A 20,013-nucleotide genomic window follows, 5' to 3' on the forward strand; every position below is an offset into this window, starting at 1 on the left:
TATATAAAAAAGATGAAACAATTAAATAAAGTAGCTCCTATTACACTCTTATTCTGGCTAATGAAGGTGGTAGCTACAACTTTGGGAGAAACGCTGGGTGATTTTATTTCAATGACTCTTAATTATGGCTATGTAGTAGGCATAATGATTACACTCGTCATTTTTATTGTTGCCCTAATGATGCAGCTTAATGCCAGCGAGTATAAACCTTTGCAATATTGGCTAGTCATCATTGGAACGACCACTTTAGGCACTGAGATTTCGGATTTTATTGACCGTTCGCTGCATCTGGGCTATCTTTTTGGCAGTATATTCTTAGCCTCTTGCCTGGTTGGTACTTTAGTAGTGTGGTACAAAAAGTATAATTCTTTAGAAGTCTATCCTATTGTAGAAAGAAACAAAGAGTTGTTATTCTGGACAGCGGTTTTGTTTTCCAATAGCCTGGGAACTGCTTTTGGTGATTTTTTAAGCGATAATTTAGGACTGAGCTATATGTATGGCGCATTGGTAACCGGCATCATAATTCTTGTGGTGGTGGTATTGCATTATTTTACCAAACTCAATCATATATTGCTATTCTGGATAGCTTTTATCTTCACAAGACCATTTGGCGCAACCTTTGGTGATTTTCTGACAAAGCCCATAGCAAAAGGAGGACTTGAACTTGGTACGCTCCAATCATCTCTGGTTTCAATTTTTGTCATGACCATAATGATTGTCATAGCTCACAAGAAAGCAACTGTAAAATCATCACAGTAATAATTCATTTTTGAGCTATACCATTTATTCAAACAAAAAAATAGCTTCTTCTTTTGTATGGCCGTACCTTATAAAACATTCACAAACAAGGTTTAACATTCTAAATTTCTTCTAAATCTCTTTAGAATATTGTTGTTCACAATTAAAAATAAAAAAATGAAAAAGTCAATCTTTTTATTGGCTGCAGTGACATATGTGTCATTCGCCAATGCACAAAAAGTTTCGGAAAAAGAAGTTCCGGCAGTAGTAAAATCAACTTTACAAAAAGAATATCCCAATGCCAAGAATCTGAAATGGGATAAAGAGAATAATAATTATGAAGCCGAATTTGAAATGGCAAAAATCAATTATTCTGTATTAATTGACGCATCAGGAAAAATGATTGAAACTGAGGTTGAAATCAATATTGACAAATTGCCTGCCAATAGTAAAACCTATGTTACCAAAAACTATCCGAACAAAAAGATTAAAGAAGCTGCAAAAATTACCGATACAAAAGGAACCATTACTTATGAAGTAGAAATAGACGGCAGAGATTTGATTTTCGACAATTCAGGCAAATTTTTAAAAGAAATCAAAGGTTAGATCAGGACTAAGATTAGGATTGCTTTTGTATTCATTCCTCTAATAGCCAATATGCAATTTATATTTTAGAAAGTATAAAAACATCTCTTTTGGGTTAGTTTTTCCAATTATTTCTTAGCTTATCTTAAAGAAGTTTTCCGAACTTTGAATAGGCATTGAATTTTATCAACAGAGTTAGCATATTGGCTTTATCCTAAGGTTGACGAACTACTGTCAGGCAAAGAAAAGCCACAACTACAACAATACGATTTACCAATAAAAATTTAAAATCATTTATTATGTGGTGGATTTACGCAATACTATCAGCAATCTTTGCTTCGCTTACGGCAATCTTTGCCAAATTAGGAATCGCTAATATTAATTCCAACCTTGCAACCGGTATACGAACGATTGTTATAGTAATAATGATCTGGAGTATCGTGCTGGCAAGAGGCGAAGCAAAAGGGATTAGCACTTTATCAAAACAAAATATTATTTTCCTCGTCATTTCAGGGATAGCAACAGGTTTATCCTGGCTATTTTATTTCAAAGCCCTGCAATTGGGAAATGTATCACAGGTGGCAACGGTTGATAAATTAAGTGTAGCCCTTACAATTATTATGGCTGTTATTTTTTTAGGAGAAGCACTGACTTTAAAAACTCTAATCGGGGCGGCTTTCATTATTGCAGGAACGATTATATTGATTGTGAAGTAAGTATCTAGCCATAACTCAATTGGAATTCCTGTATTCGTTTGGGGACACGCCAACTTTTTGTTTAAACAATCTTGTAAAATGCTGCGGATATTTAAAACCTAGGCCATAAGCAATTTCGCTGATGGACTTAGTGTTATCAAAAATTCTATTTTTGGCTACATTAATTACTTTTGTTTGAATATACTCCTGTGCAGACACGCCCGTTTCCTTTTTGACCAAGTCCCCAAAATAATTGGCAGACAAATTTAATTCATCAGCACAAAAAGAAACTGACGGCAGACCTGTTTCCAAAGGTTTATCAGACGAAAAATAACCGTTGAGCAAATTTTCAAGCCGTTCTAAAATTCCTTTATTGGCAGTATCTCTTGTTATAAACTGTCGGTCGTAAAACCGGGCACAGTAATTTAAAAACAGTTCGATGTTATTTACAATCAGTTGCTTGCTATGCTTGTCAATAGTGTGCTGTAATTCATATTCTATTTTAGCCAAACAATCCAGTATTATTTTTCTTTCCTGCTCTGATAAGTGTAAGGCTTCATTCACCGCATAAGTAAAAAAAAGATAATCATTTATATTTCTGCCAAGCGAAGTACCTAATAGCAAATCGGGATGAAATACTAATGCGGTTCCTTGTGGCTGATAATATTCATCTCCGCTTTCACCAATTACCTGGCCAGGCGCAAGAAATATCAATGTCCCTTCTTCGTAGTCATAATGATTTAATCCATAACGCAGGTCTCCACAGTGTATCTGTTTCAGAAAAACAGTATAGAACTCGTAACGCAGGCGTCTTTGCTTGCGCGGTTCCGCCTTATCCAGATGAACAACGCTTACCAGCGGGTGTAACGTTTCCTGGTTGTTGAATGCATTATATTCCCTGATACTGTTGAAATTAATGATATCGTCCATCACTTGACATTTTAATAAAGTAGATACAAATTTACAGAATCAAATAACAGTTCTTGATCTCTGAATCCCTAATCAGTAATAATGGTAGATAATACTGTAATTGGTATAAGCCGCACACTGACAATTACCTGGAACTTTGTAATAGAAATAAATTAGGAGAATGACAACCTCTCGTGAATCCAGCTTGAGTTACCTAAAAACTCGAAAATCCCTATCTCAAAAGATTATCAAATAAATGTTGGCAGGTAAAAAAGCTCAAAATAATTAAATGAATCAGCCATATAGTATGAAAATAATAAATAAAAAATTAATACTACTGTTACTGATAACAATAACCGGTATGGTCAGTACTATAAATGCACACCCAAAAATGACAACAGAAAAAGTACTAAACCCAAAGGAGCAAAGTATCATTTCTATTGCAGCATTAACTGCAAAAGGTGATTTATCCAGACTAAAAGAGGAACTGAATACAGGACTTGATGCAGGACTAACCGTTAATGAAATAAAAGAAATATTAGTACATCTCTATGCCTATTGCGGATTTCCCCGCAGCATTCGCGGGTTGCAAACTTTTATGGAGGTAATAGAAGAACGCAAGGCAAAAGGTATTAATGATGTAGCAGGTGCAGAAGCATTGGCAATCAAAAATGGGCAAAGCAAATACGAACGTGGCAAGAAGATTTTAGCGGAACTTACCAAAACGCAACAACCCGACACACTTACAGGCTATTCGGCTTTTGCTCCCGTAATAGACACTTTTTTAAAAGAACATCTATTTGCCGATATTTTTGAGAGAAATACTTTAAGCTATGCCCAAAGAGAATTAGTTACGATTTCTGTAATAGCTACTATTGGCGATGCAGAACCTATGTTGCGTTCACATCTGATTATTAGCCTGAATGCAGGCATAACACCCGAACAACTACAGCAATTTGTAGGAGTTATTAAATCAGTTATCGGTAAGAAACAGGCAAAAGCCGCAAAAGTCGTTTTGGACGAAGTTCTGAAAAACAATAGAAAGCAATAAATAAAACAGTATGAAAAAATTATCATTCGTAATCGCATTAATAACAATTACTACTATGGCAAATGCTCAATCACAATATTATCAAAAAGCAAAGAAAAACCCTTACACCTTGGTATATGAGGGAGCAATCACGGAAAATATCAAAGGAAAAGTAAATATCCATCCTGTTACTTACAAAATCAAAGATATTTCAATTGTGGCCAATGTTTACACGCCACCAAACTTCGATGCCTCTAAAAAATATCCAACTATTGTTGTAGCGCATCCCAACGGAGGAGTTAAAGAACAAGCAGCGGGTTTGTATGCTCAGCGATTAGCAGAGCAAGGATTTATTACCATTGCAGCTGATGCTGCATATCAGGGCGGCAGTGGTGGCACTCCACGTAACGTAGACAAGCCTGCAAATCGTATTGAAGACATTCACGGTATGGCAGATTTCATTTCTCAATATAAAGGAGTTGACACTGAGAGACTCGGAGTACTTGGTATTTGTGGCGGTGGCGGCTATACTTTGAAGGCGGCTCAGGGAGACAAAAGATTTAAGGCAGTAGCCACATTGAGTATGTTCAATTCAGGTCTGGTGAGACGTAATGGTTTTATGAACTCCCAATTCGCAACAATACAGGAACGATTAAAACAGGCTTCCGATGCACGGGAATTAGAAGCTGCAGGAGGCGAAGTACGTTATCTTGGTGACACAGAAATAACAGATCAAATGGCAGACAAAACACCTTTTGATATGTATCGCGAAGGACATTATTACTATAACAGAACACACGCACATCCAAATTCTACATTCAAATATACAATGAGCAGTCTTATGGACCTGATGACTTGGGATGCCAGTACCAATATGGATTTAATCAACCAGCCATTATTGATGATTGCAGGAAGTAAAGCCGACAGTTATTATATGACGGATGAAGCATTCAACAAAGCAACCAATACAAAAAACAAGGAGTTGTTTCTGATTAATGGAGCTACCCATATAGAAACCTATTGGAAACCCGAATATGTAGCGCAAGCCTTAATTAAACTGGATGGGTTTTTCAAACAATACCTGAACTAAAAATAGATAATGAAACATACTATTAAATGCCTATTAGTGTTTGCAATTTTTCTGTTCCAGGCTTGTAGCAATAACCAAAAAATGGAAGATACAAAACAACAAAATGCACTTATATTTCCGAAAGGCGAAAAAATCACCAATGGTAATTTTATTGGCGATGTATGGTTATCTGCTCTCGTACAGCCTGACAGTCTTAATCAGAATGCTATTGGCAGTGTAACCTTTGAACCAGGAACAAGAACTAAATGGCATTCCCATCCTGCCGGACAAATTATATTGGCACTCGAAGGCGAGGGATATTATCAGGAAAAAGGCAGCCCAAAAGTTATTGTTAGAAAAGGTGACGCTGTCAAATGCCCGCCCGATATTCCTCATTGGCATGGAGCAAGTGTTAATAGTACATTTATTCAGCTGGCCATAACCGGACGGGAAAAAGGTGAGACTATTTGGCTGGAAGCTGTAACGGATGAGGAATATAATGGCGGATTGAAATAGAGATTTTATCGATTTTAAGGTGTTATTCGTAGATTAATAACACCACCCATTTTGACCTTTATTCAAAAAAAAACAATTTAGCATACATAAAAAATTAGAGTAAGAGCCTGAATAAACTCCTACACTTGCTACTAAATATTTCTAGCCAAGTTACCCGTAAAATAATCCGTTTTTCCATATTCAGACTTTTCGGCTACAACAACCTAATAGTCGGTTACAGCTTTTATTTAGATCATGCAGAACTTTGTATCAACAACATAAAAACAAAAAAATCAATATCTTATTACTCTGTCTTTTATTTTCGAGCTACTTCTTTAGCTGCTTTAATAATTACTGCAGCAACTTTTTGCGGTTGCGAAATGTATACGGCATGACTGCCTTTAATTTCTGTCACTTTAGTATTAGAACGCTTGTACATATTTCGTTGAATTTCTGGCTGTATGCTTTTATCATCGGTAGCTACAATACCGTATGTCGGTTTGTTTCTCCAGGCGGCATCCGTAATTGGTGTTACAAAACATTCTGCATAGAATGCGCCTTGTGAAGCATACATAAAAGCGGCTTCATCCTTGCTTAAATCGGCACAAAAACCTGCATGAAATTTAGCCTGGTCATAATAAACTATTCCTTTCGCATCAGAAGGCAATACACCATTTTCCGGCGCAGGTTTCACTGTCTGAAACCATTGCAAAGCCGATTCTCCATTGTCAGGCTGAAAAGCCGCTATATATACTAATGCTGCCACTTTTGGATGATTTCCTGCTTGGGTAATCACAGCTCCGCCCCAAGAATGTCCAGCCAAGATGGTAGGGCCGTCTTGCGCATCTAATGCCAACTTCGTTGCTTTTACATCATCTTCAAGAGAAGTCAAAGGATTCTGTACTATGGTGACATGATACCCTTGTTTGGTCAGCACTTCATACATGCCTTTGTATCCGGAACCATCCGCAAAAGCTCCATGAACCAATACTACATTTTTTACAGTTTGTGCGGTTACCGCTACTGTTGAGAAAAGTACGGCAGCCAATGCTATAATGCCGCTTTTGAATACATTAATTAAGGTTTGATTTTTCATCTTTGTTGTCGTTGAAGTTTTGGTTTGATTCAACGATACAAAGATCCGCCGAAAGACAAGCGTAATTCGTGGGCAGATTACCCGATTAGTTGTGATTATTTCCCTTTTTGCATTTTTTCTGCTATAAAGATTATAAACAATAGTGTTTCTCCTTTTGGCGGAATACCTTTTATTTATAACTTACTATTCGGAGGTCTAACCAATGACCATTCCGCTACCGCCAACTACCTTGATTCCTTCTGGAAACTCTTTCCAAAAACGAATGTAGCGACACTTGCTTTCAAAGGCTTCCTTAAGATAGTTTCCGTGTAATTCTATTGTTAATGTGATGACCGCCAAATCACCCAATATGTTTAGATTTTCAACTTTAGGAACAAGTTTATTAATTTTTATGTTGCCACTACGGTAGGTCTGTAAATCCATTTCTTTGGTAATCACTTCTCCGCTCGGGATAACAAAAAGTAGATCTTCATGTAATAACTCGTCAAGCATTGCTATATTACTTTCCTGAATAGCCTTATAAAGCTTATTTTCCTGATTTAAAATTTCGGTTTTTGTCATTTTTTTAGATTATCACAAATTTTATCTGATTTTTAGCTGTATCTCCATATTTTCTAACATCAATAGAATTTTAATTTACATTCACTGATGCCGGTTTACTCTTTATCTTCTATTATTTTTCTGAAACATATAGTACTTTTCAATTTGTTTAGAAACCTTTCCTATCTCATTAAGGTTTGGCTGTTTCCTGTAAGTTCCTGAAATCAGAAGGCGACGTGCCCGTATTTTTCTTGAAGAAATTAGAAAAATAGGATACATCTTCAAAGCCGAGTTCAAAGGTAATGTGCTTAACCGACCTATCAGTGTAGCGTAACAGCCGTTTGGCTTCCACAACTATTCTTTCCTGTATGATCTGCGAAGGTGTCTTCTGGTTGTAAATGGCAAACAGATTGGATAAGGTTTTGGGCGACTTGAAAAGCTGTCCGGCATAAAAACTAACAGAATGTTCTGATTTAAAATTGGCTTCTACCAATAGGTTGAATTTCCGTACGACATGAAATCTTTCTTCCTGGTTTTTCATAACAGGCATATAGGCTGATTTGGCTAGTCCGGTCACATAAATAATAAGCCTTTTTAACAGCACCAGTAGCATTTCATTCTGAATATGATCGGAAGTAGCAAATTCTTCAATAAACACTTCTGTAAGCAGTTGCAGTTTCTTTTGTGCGGATTCACTGAGCCTGACAAACATGTGATCCGTACTGCTGAACAGAAATCCAACACAGCTCACTTCACTGTCGTGATCGATAATACAATAAAATTCGCGGTTAAACTGCCATGCAGTGATAGCCGAAGAATCCTCAAAACTAAAAGTCTGGTTAAAGAGAAGAGTAAGCAGAGAATTGGAAGGAAATTCATATTCCGTTCCATCAACGGTTACTATCTGATTCTCACCTGAGTTCCATGCAATGGTAAAATATTTATTGAACTTGTCTCTTGTAAAAAACAGACGGTCAAAACCGGGCTCATCTTTAAAAAACAGAAATTCGCCCCCTGTATTTTCCTCGTTTACTTTAAGTTTCATTATTGATCTATTTCTATCTATAAAAGTACAAAAGAAGCATAAAGATTGATACACAGGACACTAAAATATATCTCCCATTTTGCCGAAAACAAAAACCTCGCTACTATAGAATCATTGCATGAAGTTGCAGAAAAAACAGCATCAGGATTAGAGGACTAGGTTCGCCTATTTTAAGAGCTTTTAAGCATACAATCAATTTCCTAATTAAGTATTGTTTTTTACAAAATTATGTAAGACATTTAAAACCTAATTTTTTATAAAATTTACAATGAAAAAAGGAATTCTTTTGCTTGCATTAGCATCAATTATGCTCTCTTGTAACCAGAAATCGGAAGGAGATCAGAATAAGGAAATAGAAACAGAACAAGTTTCCGAAAAAAATGACCAATCTCAAACAGAAAAAAAATTCAATATTGAAGACATCGCTTTTTCGAATGCTACTATAGGCGATTTTCCATTTTTCACTTTACCTCAAGGACTTAAAGAGCAGAATAAACCACTGGAGAAAAAATTCGATGTTTGCTATTTTCCTATTGACGGCATAATGACTCCATTTGAAGGTCGTCTCTATAAATCAAATGTAGTTTCTAAGCCAGGTGAGGAATTTTCACAAAGGTATTTTGAAAAGAGTATTGAAGATTATCTTACTTCAGTGGGAGCTGTAAAGATTTTTGATGGAAAAATTTCCTCGGAAGAATATGACCGATACAATAAACAGGATCCCAATAAAGGCAATGAAGGTGATATTGGTTATGCAGATGAACAGATTAAATTTTATGTTATCCGTACAAAAGATAAAGGAAATATCTATGTTCAGTTTTCAGCAAATAATGCCGCAGGAAAACTTAATATACTCCAAGAAGAAGCATTTAAGCAAACGATAACAAAGATTACGGCAGATGAAATTGCAAAAGACTTAACGGAAAAAGGCAAATCAATTCTATATATTAATTTTGATATAGATAAATCTACAATTTCGCCTGATGGCAAGGAAATAGTAACAGAAATAGCAGGAGCATTAAAGGAAAATCCTTCTTTAAAAATTGCCATAGAAGGACATACTGATAATTCAGGCAATGCTGCACATAATAAAAAACTATCCGATGATCGTGCCAAAGCTGTTCTATCAACCTTGACTACACAGGGTATTGATAAATCAAGACTGTCAGCTGTAGGTTTTGGATCAGAACGTCCATTAGTTCCAAACGATTCAGAAGGTAATAAAGCTAAAAACAGACGGGTAGAACTGGTTAAAATAAAGTAAAAACTGGAACATCTACAAAATTGTAATTGTTGACAACACTGATGATTTTGTAGATGCCAATGCAGAATACTACGTTGTTGTTACACAACAACGTCAATACGTTTATTGTTCTTTGCCGTTTCTCTTCCCCATTCCGAAATAGCATTCAGCAACGGGATTAATGTTGTTCCAAACTCAGTCAGCTCGTACTCTACCTTTAATGGCGGTTTACTGGTATGAACAGTACGTTTAATCAGACCGTCTTCTTCCAATTCTTTTAGTTGGAGGCTTATAGTACGTTCCGTAACCATTGGCAGTTCTTTTCTCAATTCGTTGTAGCGTAATTTCCTGATCAGATGAATAAGGATTACTGCTTTCCATTTCCCTCCAATATATTTCATGGTAAGGCTGGTGGTACAAGGATATTTTTTATCGTCTATACAATACATTTTATACTATCTATTTTGACCGTTATTGCAAAGTTATTTAACTATACTTAGTTTTGCAACTATAAAATGTATAGTATATAAAAAACAGAACAACTATGAATTTTTTAGACCTAGCAAAAAGCAGATACACTACAAAAAGTTACAATCCAAATAAAAGGATTCCGGAAGAAACCATTACAGAGTTAAAAGAGATTTTAAATTTAAGTCCATCTTCGATAAACAGTCAGCCTTGGAAATTTATTTTTATTTCCGATGAAAGTCTAAAAAGCGAATTGGCCAGCGTTTCTTATTTCAACCAACAAAAAATCAATGAGGCAAGCCACCTGGTTGTTTTTAGCGTGATAGACGATATTCAGCAATTTGAAAATCAAATCAAGCAAAATTTACCTGAAGGTTCCGTAAATTATTACAACCAATTCATAAAGCCAAAACCGGAAGCTGAAATCAAATCGTGGCTTGAACATCAGGTTTATCTGTCTCTCGGGTTTTTCCTTTCCGCATGTGTCAGTATGGATATTGACAGTTCACCAATGGAAGGTATCAAAAATGAAGAGTATGACAAAATACTACAATTGGATGGCTATAAATCACTATTTGCTGTTGCTATAGGTTACAGAAATCCGGAAGATGCGAACCAGCCATCAATTAAAGGAAAGTTCCGTTTACCTACGGAACAGACAATACAATCTTTTTAATCTATTAAGATGTCACAAAAAAACTACAGGCTGCTTATGTCAATGAGCAGCCTGTAGTTTTTTATTAGATTCACTAAACCATCATACTGTATTTTTTCGGCTTTAATCCGATATGCTTTTCAAAAAGACGTGTAAAATGGCTTAGGTTGGCAAATCCTAATTGGTAGCCCACTTCTGAAACAGACAACTTTTCGTCTTTTAGCAAACGTGCGGCTTCTTTCATCCTAAATTCCTGATAATAGTTAAAAATACTATTCCCAAAAATCTGCTTGAACAAACGTTTTAGTTTGGTCGGACTCATATTGGCTTCAGCAGACAATTCATTAATAACAGGCGGAATATCCAAATGTTCCAAAATCCGTTCTCTTATGCTATACAAGATCCGGATATCGTTTCCGTTTAAAGCATAAAGCTGGTTTTGATCTCTCTTTTCCAATTCCATCAGCAACCTGCAAATAAGTTCTTCTGTCTTAATCCTAAGAAAATAAAGCTCAAATGTTCCAAATGTAGCGCTCGTTAAAATTTCATCTACAATTTTCTGTAAAGCAGGCTGAACCAACTGTTCAAACAACAAAGGTTGCGTATTCAGTACTAGCTGTTGCAAGACAGTAGACTTTCCAGATAAGTTTAACAGGCCTTCTAAATAGCTTGCCGATACTTCAATATTGATAGTTGCAGTATTCGTATGGACAGGAATATGGGAGCCTGCCTTTCTTGTGGCAATTAAAGCAGTAGGCAGAGCAGGCGGTTTTTCACTTTTAGAATAAATACCCTGAAACTTAAAAAGAAGCATTTTCCCAACAACATCGCTATCAGGATCTTCGAGCATTAATTCTTCTTTTAATTCATAATCAAGCAGAAGCAAACGTATATTTTCATTTAGAACATATCCGGCACAGTAGCCTTTGCCGAACTTCTGAGGAATCACAACCTTATTACCTGTCATTTCGGTATTCAGCAAGTCTGCAAATCTCTTTAGGACATTAGGTACTGTTGCTGACAATCGTGTTTGATATAATTCCATATACGACTATTTTAATGTCAAATATAGCTATTTTAGCCCTAAAAGACATTGTAATTTTGTACTATACTAAACAATGAAATTATGTTACTAAAAAATAAAAAAGTAGCCATCATTGGTGCTGGGCCAGTTGGGCTGACTATGGCTATTTTACTACAGCAGAAAGATATTGATGTAACGGTCTATGAAAGAGACAAGAATTCTCAAGCAAGAATTTGGGGCGGCACACTTGATCTTCATAAAAATTCAGGGCAAGAAGCCTTGAAAAAAGCAGACCTGTTGCAGACTTACTACGACCTGGCATTGCCGATGGGAATAACTTTTGCTACTGAAAAGAGCACTGTTCTGTCTACAAGAAAACCTACTGTTGAAAATCAACATGACAATCCGGAAATAAACAGAAATATACTAAGGACAATGCTATTGAAAAGTTTGAAAGACGACACTGTTGTCTGGGACAGAAAACTTATCGAAATCAAGACTGAGAATGATAAATGGCTTTTGCATTTTGAAAACCAGCCTGCCGCAGCTGCTGATGTAGTAATTGTTGCCAATGGTGGAATGTCTAAAGCACGAAGCTATGTCTCTGATTCCAAAATTGAAGAAACAGGAACTTTTATTATACAGGGCGATATTGACAAACCTGAAATAAATTGTCCTGAGTTTTTTCAGTTATGTAACGGCAACAGACTTATGACTGCACATCAGGGAAATCTATTGGTTGCCAATCCGTCTAATAATGGCGCGTTAAGCTATGGTATTATTTTCAAAACTCCGGAAGAATGGACTGCAAGCATCAGTCTGGATTTTCAAAACATACAGAATGTCTCTGAATTTCTGTTGGAACGATTTTCAGATTGGGATGAACGATACAAAAAACTAATTCGTTCTACCTCTTTTTTTGTGGGCTTGCCTACACGAAAATTCCCTTTGGATCAGCCTTGGAAAAATAACCGCCCGTTACCCATAACACTGGTTGGTGATGCTGCTCACCTGATGCCTCCTTTTGCCGGACAAGGTGTAAACACGGGGCTTATAGATGCCCTGGTTTTATCTGATAATCTCACAAATGGAGAATATGAAACAATAGAATCTGCCATTAACGACTATGAGCAAAAAATGTTCATCTATGCCGGAGAAGCACAATCGGAATCCGAAAAAAATGAGATAGAAATGCGCAATCCCGATTTCTCTTTCCAGACACTTATACTATAAATAAAGGCTGGCAGATAATCTCTGTCAGCCTTTTTATATTTAAAACAGTACAGTTGTTTAATTTCCCCATGTAAGATAACTGCTTCCATAAGTAAAGCCGGCTCCAAAAGCCGTTAGAAAAATCCTGTCTCCGTTCTTGAAGTCATTCTTGAAATCCCAAAGACAGAGCGGTATAGTTGCAGCAGTAGTATTACCGTATCGCTCAATGTTTACTTTTACTTTGGACATGGGCACTTTCAGATTATCTGCAACGGCATTAATGATACGCAGATTTGCCTGGTGTGGGATTATCCAGTCAATAGCATCGGCATCAAAACCATTCCTGCCTAATAGTTCATCGCAGCTGCTTGTCATACTCGAAATCGCATTTTTAAAAACGGTGCGTCCGTCCTGTTTCACATAGTGTAAATTTTCTTGCAGCGATACTTCTCCTACCGGCTGTAAAGATCCTCCTGCCGGAATTGACAAAAAATCACTTCCTGACCCGTCAATCTTAAAAATAAAATCATGCAGGCCGTGGTTTAATGACGGTTCCAATAAAACAACTCCTGCCCCATCTCCAAAAAGGATGCACGTATTTCTATCTTTATAATCAACAATCCTGCTCATGGTATCGGCTCCAACCACAAGAACTTTTTTAAATCTTCTTGATTCTATAAATGAAGCTCCAACAGATAATGCATACAGGAAACCACTACAGGCAGCATTCATATCCAGTCCCCATGCATTAGTCAGATTTGCTTTTTTGCAAACTACAGGTGCTGTAGGCGCCAGAAGCTTATCTGGCGTAGAGGTAGCCATAAGAACACAATCTATTTCTTCAGCTTTTATTGAATTTTCTGCAAGCAATTCTAATATTGCAGCAGCAGCCATATCTGATGTTCCTTTCTGCTTGTCTGCAAGAATTCTTCGTTCTTTAATTCCTGTTCGGGCAACAATCCACTCATCAGAAGTATCTACCAGTTTTTCGAGCTGAAAATTGTCCAATACTGTATCAGGAACATAGCCACCTACAGCCGTAATGGCAGCTTTAATGTTTTGGCCCATATTTTAATCCTTATTTATTGATGTTGGCATCTTGTTTTCATCAATAGCAACAAATGTAAAGTTGCCGCTGATTGCCTTTTCACGGTTTTCAGAATACATATCTTCTACAAAAATCTCAACATGAACCTGAAGACTTGTCTTTCCGATATATTTTACCTTACCAATTAACTCGGCAATCGTACCTGCCGGGATTGGTCTTTTAAAATCAATACGGTCACTGCTGACGGTCACGACACGCTGCCTACTAAACCGGGTGGCTGTAATAAATGCGACCTCATCCATAAGCTGCATCGCCGTTCCTCCAAACAGCGTATCATAATGATTTGTGGTATTGGGAAATACAGCCTTAAAAATATGCGTTTCCGATTGCTTGATTTTTTCATCTAATGTCATAATACTTGCTTGTTCAATGCGTAAAGTGAATAAATTGTTTTTTTGTGTTATAAAACAAAGGCGCAGTAAACTATAGGCAAATATTGATTTTGCTAGGCTGGTATTTTGTCATTGCCAATGAATTTATAAATGTTCCATATCCTAAAAAGAATACTGAATAATCCTTAGTGACAGCAATGTGATTGAAAAGAAAAATACGCAGGGATACAATTATCCCATGCAACATCAAACCAATAGCTTCAATCGCGAAAGCATTGTCAATACAGTGAAGGCAGGTCTCCTGGCTCATGATATTTTTACCGCCCTTCCCATCTGCGAGAGCAGACAGTGAGCATCAAGGGTAAAAATTTTGCATCATTTACAGTTGCGCGACAGCTCGTGATTCACACACGATTCCCTTTTAATTTCGGCTTTCGCCAAAAACCAATACTATTTGAAAATAAATATCTTCAGAATTATCTAACAAAGATAAGGCAAGATTAGTATTACAGCAATAAACAATATTATTATAGAAAAGTTAAATTATCTTCCTTGACTGTCTGAAACCTTATTCCAATATATTTATATTTTTCTTGCTTTGCGACTCTGCGCCTTTGCGAGCAACTATTTCACGCAAAGGCGCAGAGCCGCAAAGTTTCTAATGAGAGAATCTGGCATAGGCTCCTAATAATCATTTTTGTATTCAGTGTCATTCCATATTGTTCTTGATACTTTAGTCTGAATTAATTACTTTTACTTCATAGAAACCACAATTCATATATTTTGAGATCCACTCTTAAATTTATAGTCGCTTAATATCAGCCTTATAACCGCAGGCTGATTATTCTTTCGTTTGGGTAACCCTACCCAAGCCGGTTTTTCATTTAATCATACTATTCATCACTGCATTGCTCCCAAAAGCAATCGCATTTGCTATTTCAGTTTTTGATAGCTCATATCAATCTTAAACTGAAATGCCATGAATAGTATGCAAAAAATTCAAACAAGAATATTAAGCACTACTATAAAAATGACAAGAGAATATATATGGGAAGTAAAAGTCAAAAACACTCCCCTTTTAAAAAGAAAATGCAACCGTTGCACTAATGACGAATTCATTTGCAGTGAGAAATTCAGGATGAACGCTCAAAAAAAGAACATTGATGTATGGTTGATTTACAGATGTATAAAATGTGATAGCACCTATAATCTTTCACTATTTTCCCGGACCAAGCCGGAATTGATACAAAAGGATTTATTTCATAAATTTTCAGAAAACAATACGGAAGCAGCCTGGCAGTATGCTTTTTCTCATGAAGCCAAACGAAAAAACAATGTCGAATTCGATTTTGGAAGTGTAGAATACGACCTACTGCACGACAGTTTTTCAATAGAAGATATTTTAGGTTTTGAAAGTGAAACTATACTGTTCAGAATCCAATATCCTTTGGACTTTAATCTAAAACTATCAGCTGTTATCAGGACAGCCTTAAATGTTTCTGCTAACAAATTGAACCAGTTAATTGAAACAGAAGCATTTTCTGTTAATGGAAAATTTTTAGAAAAGAAGCACAAAGTCAGAAACGGAGATATTGTTTGTGTATACCGGGACAAATTGAAAACACTCTAAATTTTTAAAGCGAGATATAAATAAAGATTGCTCACAACAAAACAATAATCAAAAAGTCGGTACCTGAGGTATCGACTTTTTTTTATAAATTTGTCAGTAAAGCCATATACCATAACATCTAAGCAGAATAATAATGAAAAAGAAATTTTTAATCCTAATCGCCTTTTTTTGTATTTCAAATTATGGATTTTCCCAGGGAAATAAGCAGTTGGAAAACGCAAAAGTTGACCCAAGAATAGAATTACTATCAATAGTTTTCCGATTGGCAGACGCTGAAGAATTTAAAGACACCTATTTTGAAAGCTACGTAGAGGATATAAACACCTATTTTGCGGGATATAAAAATCACGAGCTTATAAACTTCATTAAAAAAATCCGAAATAAACAGGGAATTGGATACGATGCAGTAGCCAATATGGCGGTTCATCTTTCTTATCCTGAATTAAAACCAATCATTCCATTTACTAAAAATATTCCCGAACGGCGTTGGGGAGCAGATTTGAAAAACACAGATCGTTTTGTGACCTTACTTCAAAAATTTCATAAAGAAAGTAACTTTCAAAAATTTTATGACGAGCATAAAAATCTGTACAAAATTGCAGAAGACCGATTTAATAAAAATGTATTGACCGAAATTGACGTGGATTGGTATGCTAAATTTTACGGCAAAGTGCCAAATGAAAAATTTGCGATTCTTTTAGGAATGGGATTCACGGGTAATTTTGGTGTTAAACTTCAAATTCCAAATCAAAAAGAAACAGTTTATAGCATATTAGGAAGTTGGGATTTTGATGAAGAAGGACTTCCAATTTATACAACAGAAAACGGTTATACTGAAACGGTTGTTCACGAGTTTAACCATTCCTTTGTAAACTATCTTCAGTACCGCATGAAAAAAATATTAGCTCCATACGGAGGAAAGATTTACAACATCGTTAAAAATGACTTGAAGAAGCAGGCATACAGTAGTTGGCTAACCGCCTTAAATGAAGGCCTTGTACGGGCTGCTGTTGTAGAATATTTCAATACATCCCAAAAAGCAAATTCCAAACAAAAAAACGAACAATTTTTTTACGAAACCTATAATAGAAAGTTCTATTGGGTTCCCGATTTAGTCGTCGCACTTGAATTATACCAGAAAAACAGGGAAAAATATCCTACTTTGGAAAGCTTTATGCCGGAAATTGTTGCTGTTTATAAATCTATTTCTCAAAACCCTATAGAGAAATATCAACACAATATGGATTACGTTTTTACTTTACCTATTAATGACAATCCCAATTCACCCAAAATCATCGATTTTTCACCAAAGAATGGAGCGCAAAACATTGCTACAGATACAAAAGAAATCATATTGTATTTTGATAAAGAAATGCTCTATAATTACAATATAAACCAACCACCCTATCCGTATTCTTATCCACCAATTGACTCAATAAAATTATCAGAAAATAAAAAGGAAATACATCTTTCACTAAAAAGAAACATTGATGAGAATACCACTTACGGATTAGCATTGGGCGTGAACTTCAAAAGTGTCGACTCCTTACATCTGGACAAATCTTATTTATACACCTTTTCAACAATAGCAAAGCAAAAAAACAATACAACTGTTTCCAAACACGGAAAAGATTATAAATTCTCTTTTTCTACAATAGAAAATCGCCTGTTGACTGATTTAGAGGGAACGCCTAAAATATATCTGCAAACTTATTTGAAACAAAATCAAATCAAATCCGTAAAACTTGTTGGCGATTTTAACAATTGGAAAACAAAAAAGAATAAATATACTTTTACCAAAGGAAAAGGAGACGAATATGAAATTTCGCTTTCTGAAAAGCTATTCCGTAACAAACAAAATTTTACTTTTCTTATCAATGAGGAGTTTTTGTTACTGCCCAATTTTATAGATAAAAATGTAGATTATCAACCCAATTATAAATATTTTAAAATAGAACAATAGCCACCATAGCTCAACCAACACTATATTTTTATCCTGGGTTCTTTTGGAATTAAATTAGTACAGCCGCAGTCATTTTATTGTATTTGTTTTTATACTCCAATGGCGACAAGCCTGTAATTTTTCGGAATACTTCGCGAAACGCCTTTACATCGGCATAGCCCACTTCATACATCACTTCATTGATTGTTTTCCGGGAGGTTTCCAGTTCCTTTTTTGCCGATTCAATTTTTACCCGTTGCAGATATTCAACTGGCGTATTGCCCGTAGCTTTTATAAATCTGCGGTCAAAATTCCTTCGCCCTACGGTAAATTTGCTGGAAAGTTCTTCCATTGATATTTTTTCAGCAAAGTTCTTCTCAATATATTCCTGTGCTTTTACGACTACTTCGTCACCATGTGTTTTCTGTCCGTTAAAAATCACAAAATCCGATTGCGTCTGCCTGTCAAGATCGATCTGGAAAACTTTGGAACAATAAATGGCTGTTTGCCTGTCATAATATTTTTCAACCAGATAAATAATAAGATTCAGGAAAGAATATCCGCCACCATTAGTATAAATACCCTGTTCATCTGTAATCAGTTTTTCCGCTTTTAAATTTACTTTGGGAAACAATTGTTTAAAATTCGCAGCGGCATTCCAATGAATAGAACAGTTCTTTTTATCCAGCAGTCCAGTTGAAGCCAGGATATAGGCTCCTGTACACATACTCGCTACCTCAGCTCCTTTTTTATAATGTTCCAATATCCAATCGACCAGAAGAGCATTTCCACCCTCAACTTTTTTAAAAGCAGCCAGTATCGCAGGAATAATAATCAGGTCTGTCTTTTCTATGGAATTTATTTCTTTTTGAGGCATAACAGACAACAACCCATTTACAAAATTGGATTGCCCTGAAACACCCGCCAGTTCAATTGTAAATACCGGATTTTTATTCTGCCGGATGCAATAATTATTGGCCTCCGTAAAAATATGATAGGCTCCTATGATGCAGGAAAGCGTGTTGGGCCCGGTCTGTACATCAGGCACTAATATGGTAAGATGTTTCATGTGGCAGGATTTAGAAATTTAAATTATAACTCCATAGCTATTACAAAGTTAAGAAAGCATTTTGTCCAAATCAACCTCTTATTAAGTCTATTTCACACCCTGCTTAGATGGTTTCTTGTCAATACCTTTGAATTGAACAATAAAAAACAATCAATATTAAAGAATCATGAAACAAGAAAATTTTACAACATCATTTATTGTGGATGCCACGCCACGAAAAGTATTTGATGCAATTAACAATGTACGGGGATGGTGGTCAGAAAATATCGAAGGCCCAACAGATAAACTGAATGGCGAGTTTTCCTATCATTATATGGACGTACACCGCTGCCGCATAAAAGTTACAGAAATGCAGACCGATACTAAAATAGTTTGGCACGTTCTTGATAATAATTTTAAGTTTACCAAAGATAAAAGCGAGTGGAAAAACACCCATATCATTTTTGATATTACTGAAAAGAATGGCAAGACCGAAATGAAATTTACACATCAAGGTCTGGTTCCAACCTACGAATGCTATCAGGTATGTCACGATGCATGGACTTACTATATACAAGAAAGCCTAAAAATGCTTGTCACAACAGGAAAAGGTCAGCCTACACCAAAGGAAACCGAATCAACAACCTCAACTCCGGCCGAACACAATAATCCATCCGACACAAAAAGCATTTATCACAAATTGTTGATTAAATCGCCTTTAGAAAAAGTCTACCAGGCGCTTACTACTCAAGAAGGATTGGCGGGTTGGTGGACACCAGACACAATTGCAAAACCAGAAGTAGGAAGTATTTTAAGATTTGGATTTGGTCCTGAATATTTCAAACAGATGGAAGTGATTGATCTAAAACCGTACAGCCTGATAAAATGGAAGTGTATCAAAGCCTTTGAAGACTGGATTGGCACTACCCTTACTTTTGAATTAGAAGCGCATCAAAAAGGATGCACTTTATTGTTCCATCATGATGGTTGGGAATCTTATACTCCGGAAATGGCCTCGTGCAGTTTTGACTGGGCGCTATTTTTCAGAAGCCTGAAATTTCTTTGCGAAACCGGCAAAGGATTCCCTTATCCGGATTTTGATAAATAATCAAGTGGTTTCGCGAGTAATTATTTTCATGCAAAGGCGCA

Annotated in this window: 22 protein-coding genes and 1 riboswitch; of the genes, 12 read left to right on the forward strand and 10 right to left on the reverse strand. The window is 36.1% G+C overall.

Translation table 11 applies throughout. The annotated features are described in order from the left end of the window. The first annotated feature begins 12 nt into the window (after positions 1-12). The 3 genes from ABH942_RS05355 (at position 13) to ABH942_RS05365 (ending at position 2,039) form a co-directional block, all read left to right on the forward strand. Entirely contained in the window at positions 13-759 is a 747-nt protein-coding gene (locus ABH942_RS05355; RefSeq protein ID WP_370029949.1) for a hypothetical protein, read from the forward strand. Between the two features lie 156 nt (positions 760-915). Next, positions 916-1,344, forward strand: coding sequence for a PepSY-like domain-containing protein (locus ABH942_RS05360; RefSeq protein ID WP_370029950.1), 429 nt, complete (start codon positions 916-918; stop codon positions 1,342-1,344). A 278-nt stretch (positions 1,345-1,622) separates the two neighbouring features. Further along, positions 1,623-2,039 carry an EamA family transporter gene (locus tag ABH942_RS05365; RefSeq protein WP_370029951.1) on the forward strand — a complete coding sequence of 139 codons (417 nt, stop codon included), beginning with the start codon at positions 1,623-1,625 and terminating at the stop codon, positions 2,037-2,039. Positions 2,040-2,054: 15 nt separating this feature from the next. On the opposite strand, the gene ABH942_RS05370 is transcribed toward ABH942_RS05365, so the two are convergent. Next, complete coding sequence (locus ABH942_RS05370) at positions 2,055-2,948, reverse strand: helix-turn-helix domain-containing protein (RefSeq protein ID WP_370029952.1); 894 nt, start codon at positions 2,946-2,948, stop codon at positions 2,055-2,057. 340 nt (positions 2,949-3,288) lie between these two features. Here ABH942_RS05370 and ABH942_RS05375 point away from each other — a divergent pair, with 340 nt between their 5' ends. From ABH942_RS05375 to ABH942_RS05385, 3 genes are read left to right on the forward strand one after another with little or no spacing between them, the layout of a single operon-like run. Beyond that, positions 3,289-3,978, forward strand: a complete 690-nt coding sequence (locus tag ABH942_RS05375) for a carboxymuconolactone decarboxylase family protein (RefSeq protein ID WP_370029953.1) — start codon at positions 3,289-3,291, stop codon at positions 3,976-3,978. Between the two features lie 10 nt (positions 3,979-3,988). After that, on the forward strand, positions 3,989-5,047 hold the full coding sequence (locus ABH942_RS05380) for an alpha/beta hydrolase (protein WP_370029954.1): 1,059 nt from the start codon (positions 3,989-3,991) through the stop codon (positions 5,045-5,047). Between the two features lie 9 nt (positions 5,048-5,056). After that, the gene (locus ABH942_RS05385; protein ID WP_370029955.1) at positions 5,057-5,542 is read left to right on the forward strand and encodes a cupin domain-containing protein; all 486 of its coding nucleotides are present in this window, start codon (positions 5,057-5,059) and stop codon (positions 5,540-5,542) included. Between the two features lie 295 nt (positions 5,543-5,837). On the opposite strand, the gene ABH942_RS05390 is transcribed toward ABH942_RS05385, so the two are convergent. The 3 genes from ABH942_RS05390 to ABH942_RS05400 all read right to left on the reverse strand — a co-directional run bounded on the left by ABH942_RS05390 (position 5,838) and on the right by ABH942_RS05400 (position 8,202). Then, positions 5,838-6,617, reverse strand: coding sequence for an alpha/beta hydrolase (locus ABH942_RS05390; protein WP_370029956.1), 780 nt, complete (start codon positions 6,615-6,617; stop codon positions 5,838-5,840). Between the two features lie 195 nt (positions 6,618-6,812). Further along, on the reverse strand, positions 6,813-7,178 hold the full coding sequence (locus ABH942_RS05395) for a nuclear transport factor 2 family protein (RefSeq protein ID WP_370029957.1): 366 nt from the start codon (positions 7,176-7,178) through the stop codon (positions 6,813-6,815). A 169-nt stretch (positions 7,179-7,347) separates the two neighbouring features. After that, positions 7,348-8,202: a helix-turn-helix domain-containing protein gene (locus tag ABH942_RS05400; RefSeq protein ID WP_370029958.1), complete on the reverse strand. Its 855-nt coding sequence runs from the start codon at positions 8,200-8,202 to the stop codon at positions 7,348-7,350. 268 nt (positions 8,203-8,470) lie between these two features. Between ABH942_RS05400 and ABH942_RS05405 the strand changes: the two genes are divergently transcribed. Then, positions 8,471-9,466, forward strand: a complete 996-nt coding sequence (locus tag ABH942_RS05405; protein ID WP_370029959.1) for an OmpA family protein — start codon at positions 8,471-8,473, stop codon at positions 9,464-9,466. Between the two features lie 80 nt (positions 9,467-9,546). Here ABH942_RS05405 and ABH942_RS05410 read toward each other — a convergent pair whose 3' ends face one another. Continuing rightward, entirely contained in the window at positions 9,547-9,894 is a 348-nt protein-coding gene (locus ABH942_RS05410) for a winged helix-turn-helix transcriptional regulator (protein WP_370029960.1), read from the reverse strand. A 95-nt stretch (positions 9,895-9,989) separates the two neighbouring features. Here ABH942_RS05410 and ABH942_RS05415 point away from each other — a divergent pair, with 95 nt between their 5' ends. Then, positions 9,990-10,589 carry a nitroreductase family protein gene (locus ABH942_RS05415; protein ID WP_370029962.1) on the forward strand — a complete coding sequence of 200 codons (600 nt, stop codon included), beginning with the start codon at positions 9,990-9,992 and terminating at the stop codon, positions 10,587-10,589. A 73-nt stretch (positions 10,590-10,662) separates the two neighbouring features. Here the strand turns inward: ABH942_RS05415 and ABH942_RS05420 are convergent, their stop codons facing one another. After that, entirely contained in the window at positions 10,663-11,613 is a 951-nt protein-coding gene (locus ABH942_RS05420; protein WP_370029963.1) for a helix-turn-helix domain-containing protein, read from the reverse strand. Positions 11,614-11,694: 81 nt separating this feature from the next. Between ABH942_RS05420 and ABH942_RS05425 the strand changes: the two genes are divergently transcribed. Beyond that, entirely contained in the window at positions 11,695-12,825 is a 1,131-nt protein-coding gene (locus ABH942_RS05425; RefSeq protein ID WP_370029964.1) for an FAD-dependent oxidoreductase, read from the forward strand. Between the two features lie 57 nt (positions 12,826-12,882). Here the strand turns inward: ABH942_RS05425 and ABH942_RS05430 are convergent, their stop codons facing one another. The 3 genes from ABH942_RS05430 to ABH942_RS05440 all read right to left on the reverse strand — a co-directional run bounded on the left by ABH942_RS05430 (position 12,883) and on the right by ABH942_RS05440 (position 14,554). Next, positions 12,883-13,872, reverse strand: coding sequence for a beta-ketoacyl-ACP synthase III (locus tag ABH942_RS05430; protein WP_370029966.1), 990 nt, complete (start codon positions 13,870-13,872; stop codon positions 12,883-12,885). A 3-nt stretch (positions 13,873-13,875) separates the two neighbouring features. After that, positions 13,876-14,265, reverse strand: a complete 390-nt coding sequence (locus ABH942_RS05435; RefSeq protein WP_140002353.1) for an acyl-CoA thioesterase — start codon at positions 14,263-14,265, stop codon at positions 13,876-13,878. Between the two features lie 70 nt (positions 14,266-14,335). Beyond that, positions 14,336-14,554, reverse strand: a complete 219-nt coding sequence (locus ABH942_RS05440; protein ID WP_370029967.1) for a hypothetical protein — start codon at positions 14,552-14,554, stop codon at positions 14,336-14,338. Further along, positions 14,518-14,708, reverse strand: a riboswitch (cobalamin riboswitch). Its footprint overlaps the gene before it by 37 nt. A gap of 515 nt (positions 14,709-15,223) precedes the next feature. On the opposite strand from ABH942_RS05440, the gene ABH942_RS05445 reads away from it, so the two are divergent. Both ABH942_RS05445 and ABH942_RS05450 read left to right on the forward strand, forming a co-directional pair. Beyond that, positions 15,224-15,874 (forward strand): DUF1062 domain-containing protein, encoded by a 651-nt coding sequence (locus tag ABH942_RS05445; RefSeq protein ID WP_370029968.1) that lies wholly within the window; start codon positions 15,224-15,226, stop codon positions 15,872-15,874. A 133-nt stretch (positions 15,875-16,007) separates the two neighbouring features. Further along, positions 16,008-17,837, forward strand: a complete 1,830-nt coding sequence (locus ABH942_RS05450) for a DUF4932 domain-containing protein (protein ID WP_370029969.1) — start codon at positions 16,008-16,010, stop codon at positions 17,835-17,837. A gap of 49 nt (positions 17,838-17,886) precedes the next feature. On the opposite strand, the gene ABH942_RS05455 is transcribed toward ABH942_RS05450, so the two are convergent. Next, positions 17,887-18,885, reverse strand: a complete 999-nt coding sequence (locus ABH942_RS05455; protein ID WP_370029970.1) for a GlxA family transcriptional regulator — start codon at positions 18,883-18,885, stop codon at positions 17,887-17,889. A 166-nt stretch (positions 18,886-19,051) separates the two neighbouring features. On the opposite strand from ABH942_RS05455, the gene ABH942_RS05460 reads away from it, so the two are divergent. Beyond that, positions 19,052-19,972: an SRPBCC domain-containing protein gene (locus tag ABH942_RS05460; RefSeq protein WP_370029971.1), complete on the forward strand. Its 921-nt coding sequence runs from the start codon at positions 19,052-19,054 to the stop codon at positions 19,970-19,972. Positions 19,973-20,013 lie beyond the last annotated feature (41 nt).

Source organism: Flavobacterium sp. 28YEA47A, assembly GCF_041262125.1.
Taxonomy (GTDB): domain Bacteria; phylum Bacteroidota; class Bacteroidia; order Flavobacteriales; family Flavobacteriaceae; genus Flavobacterium.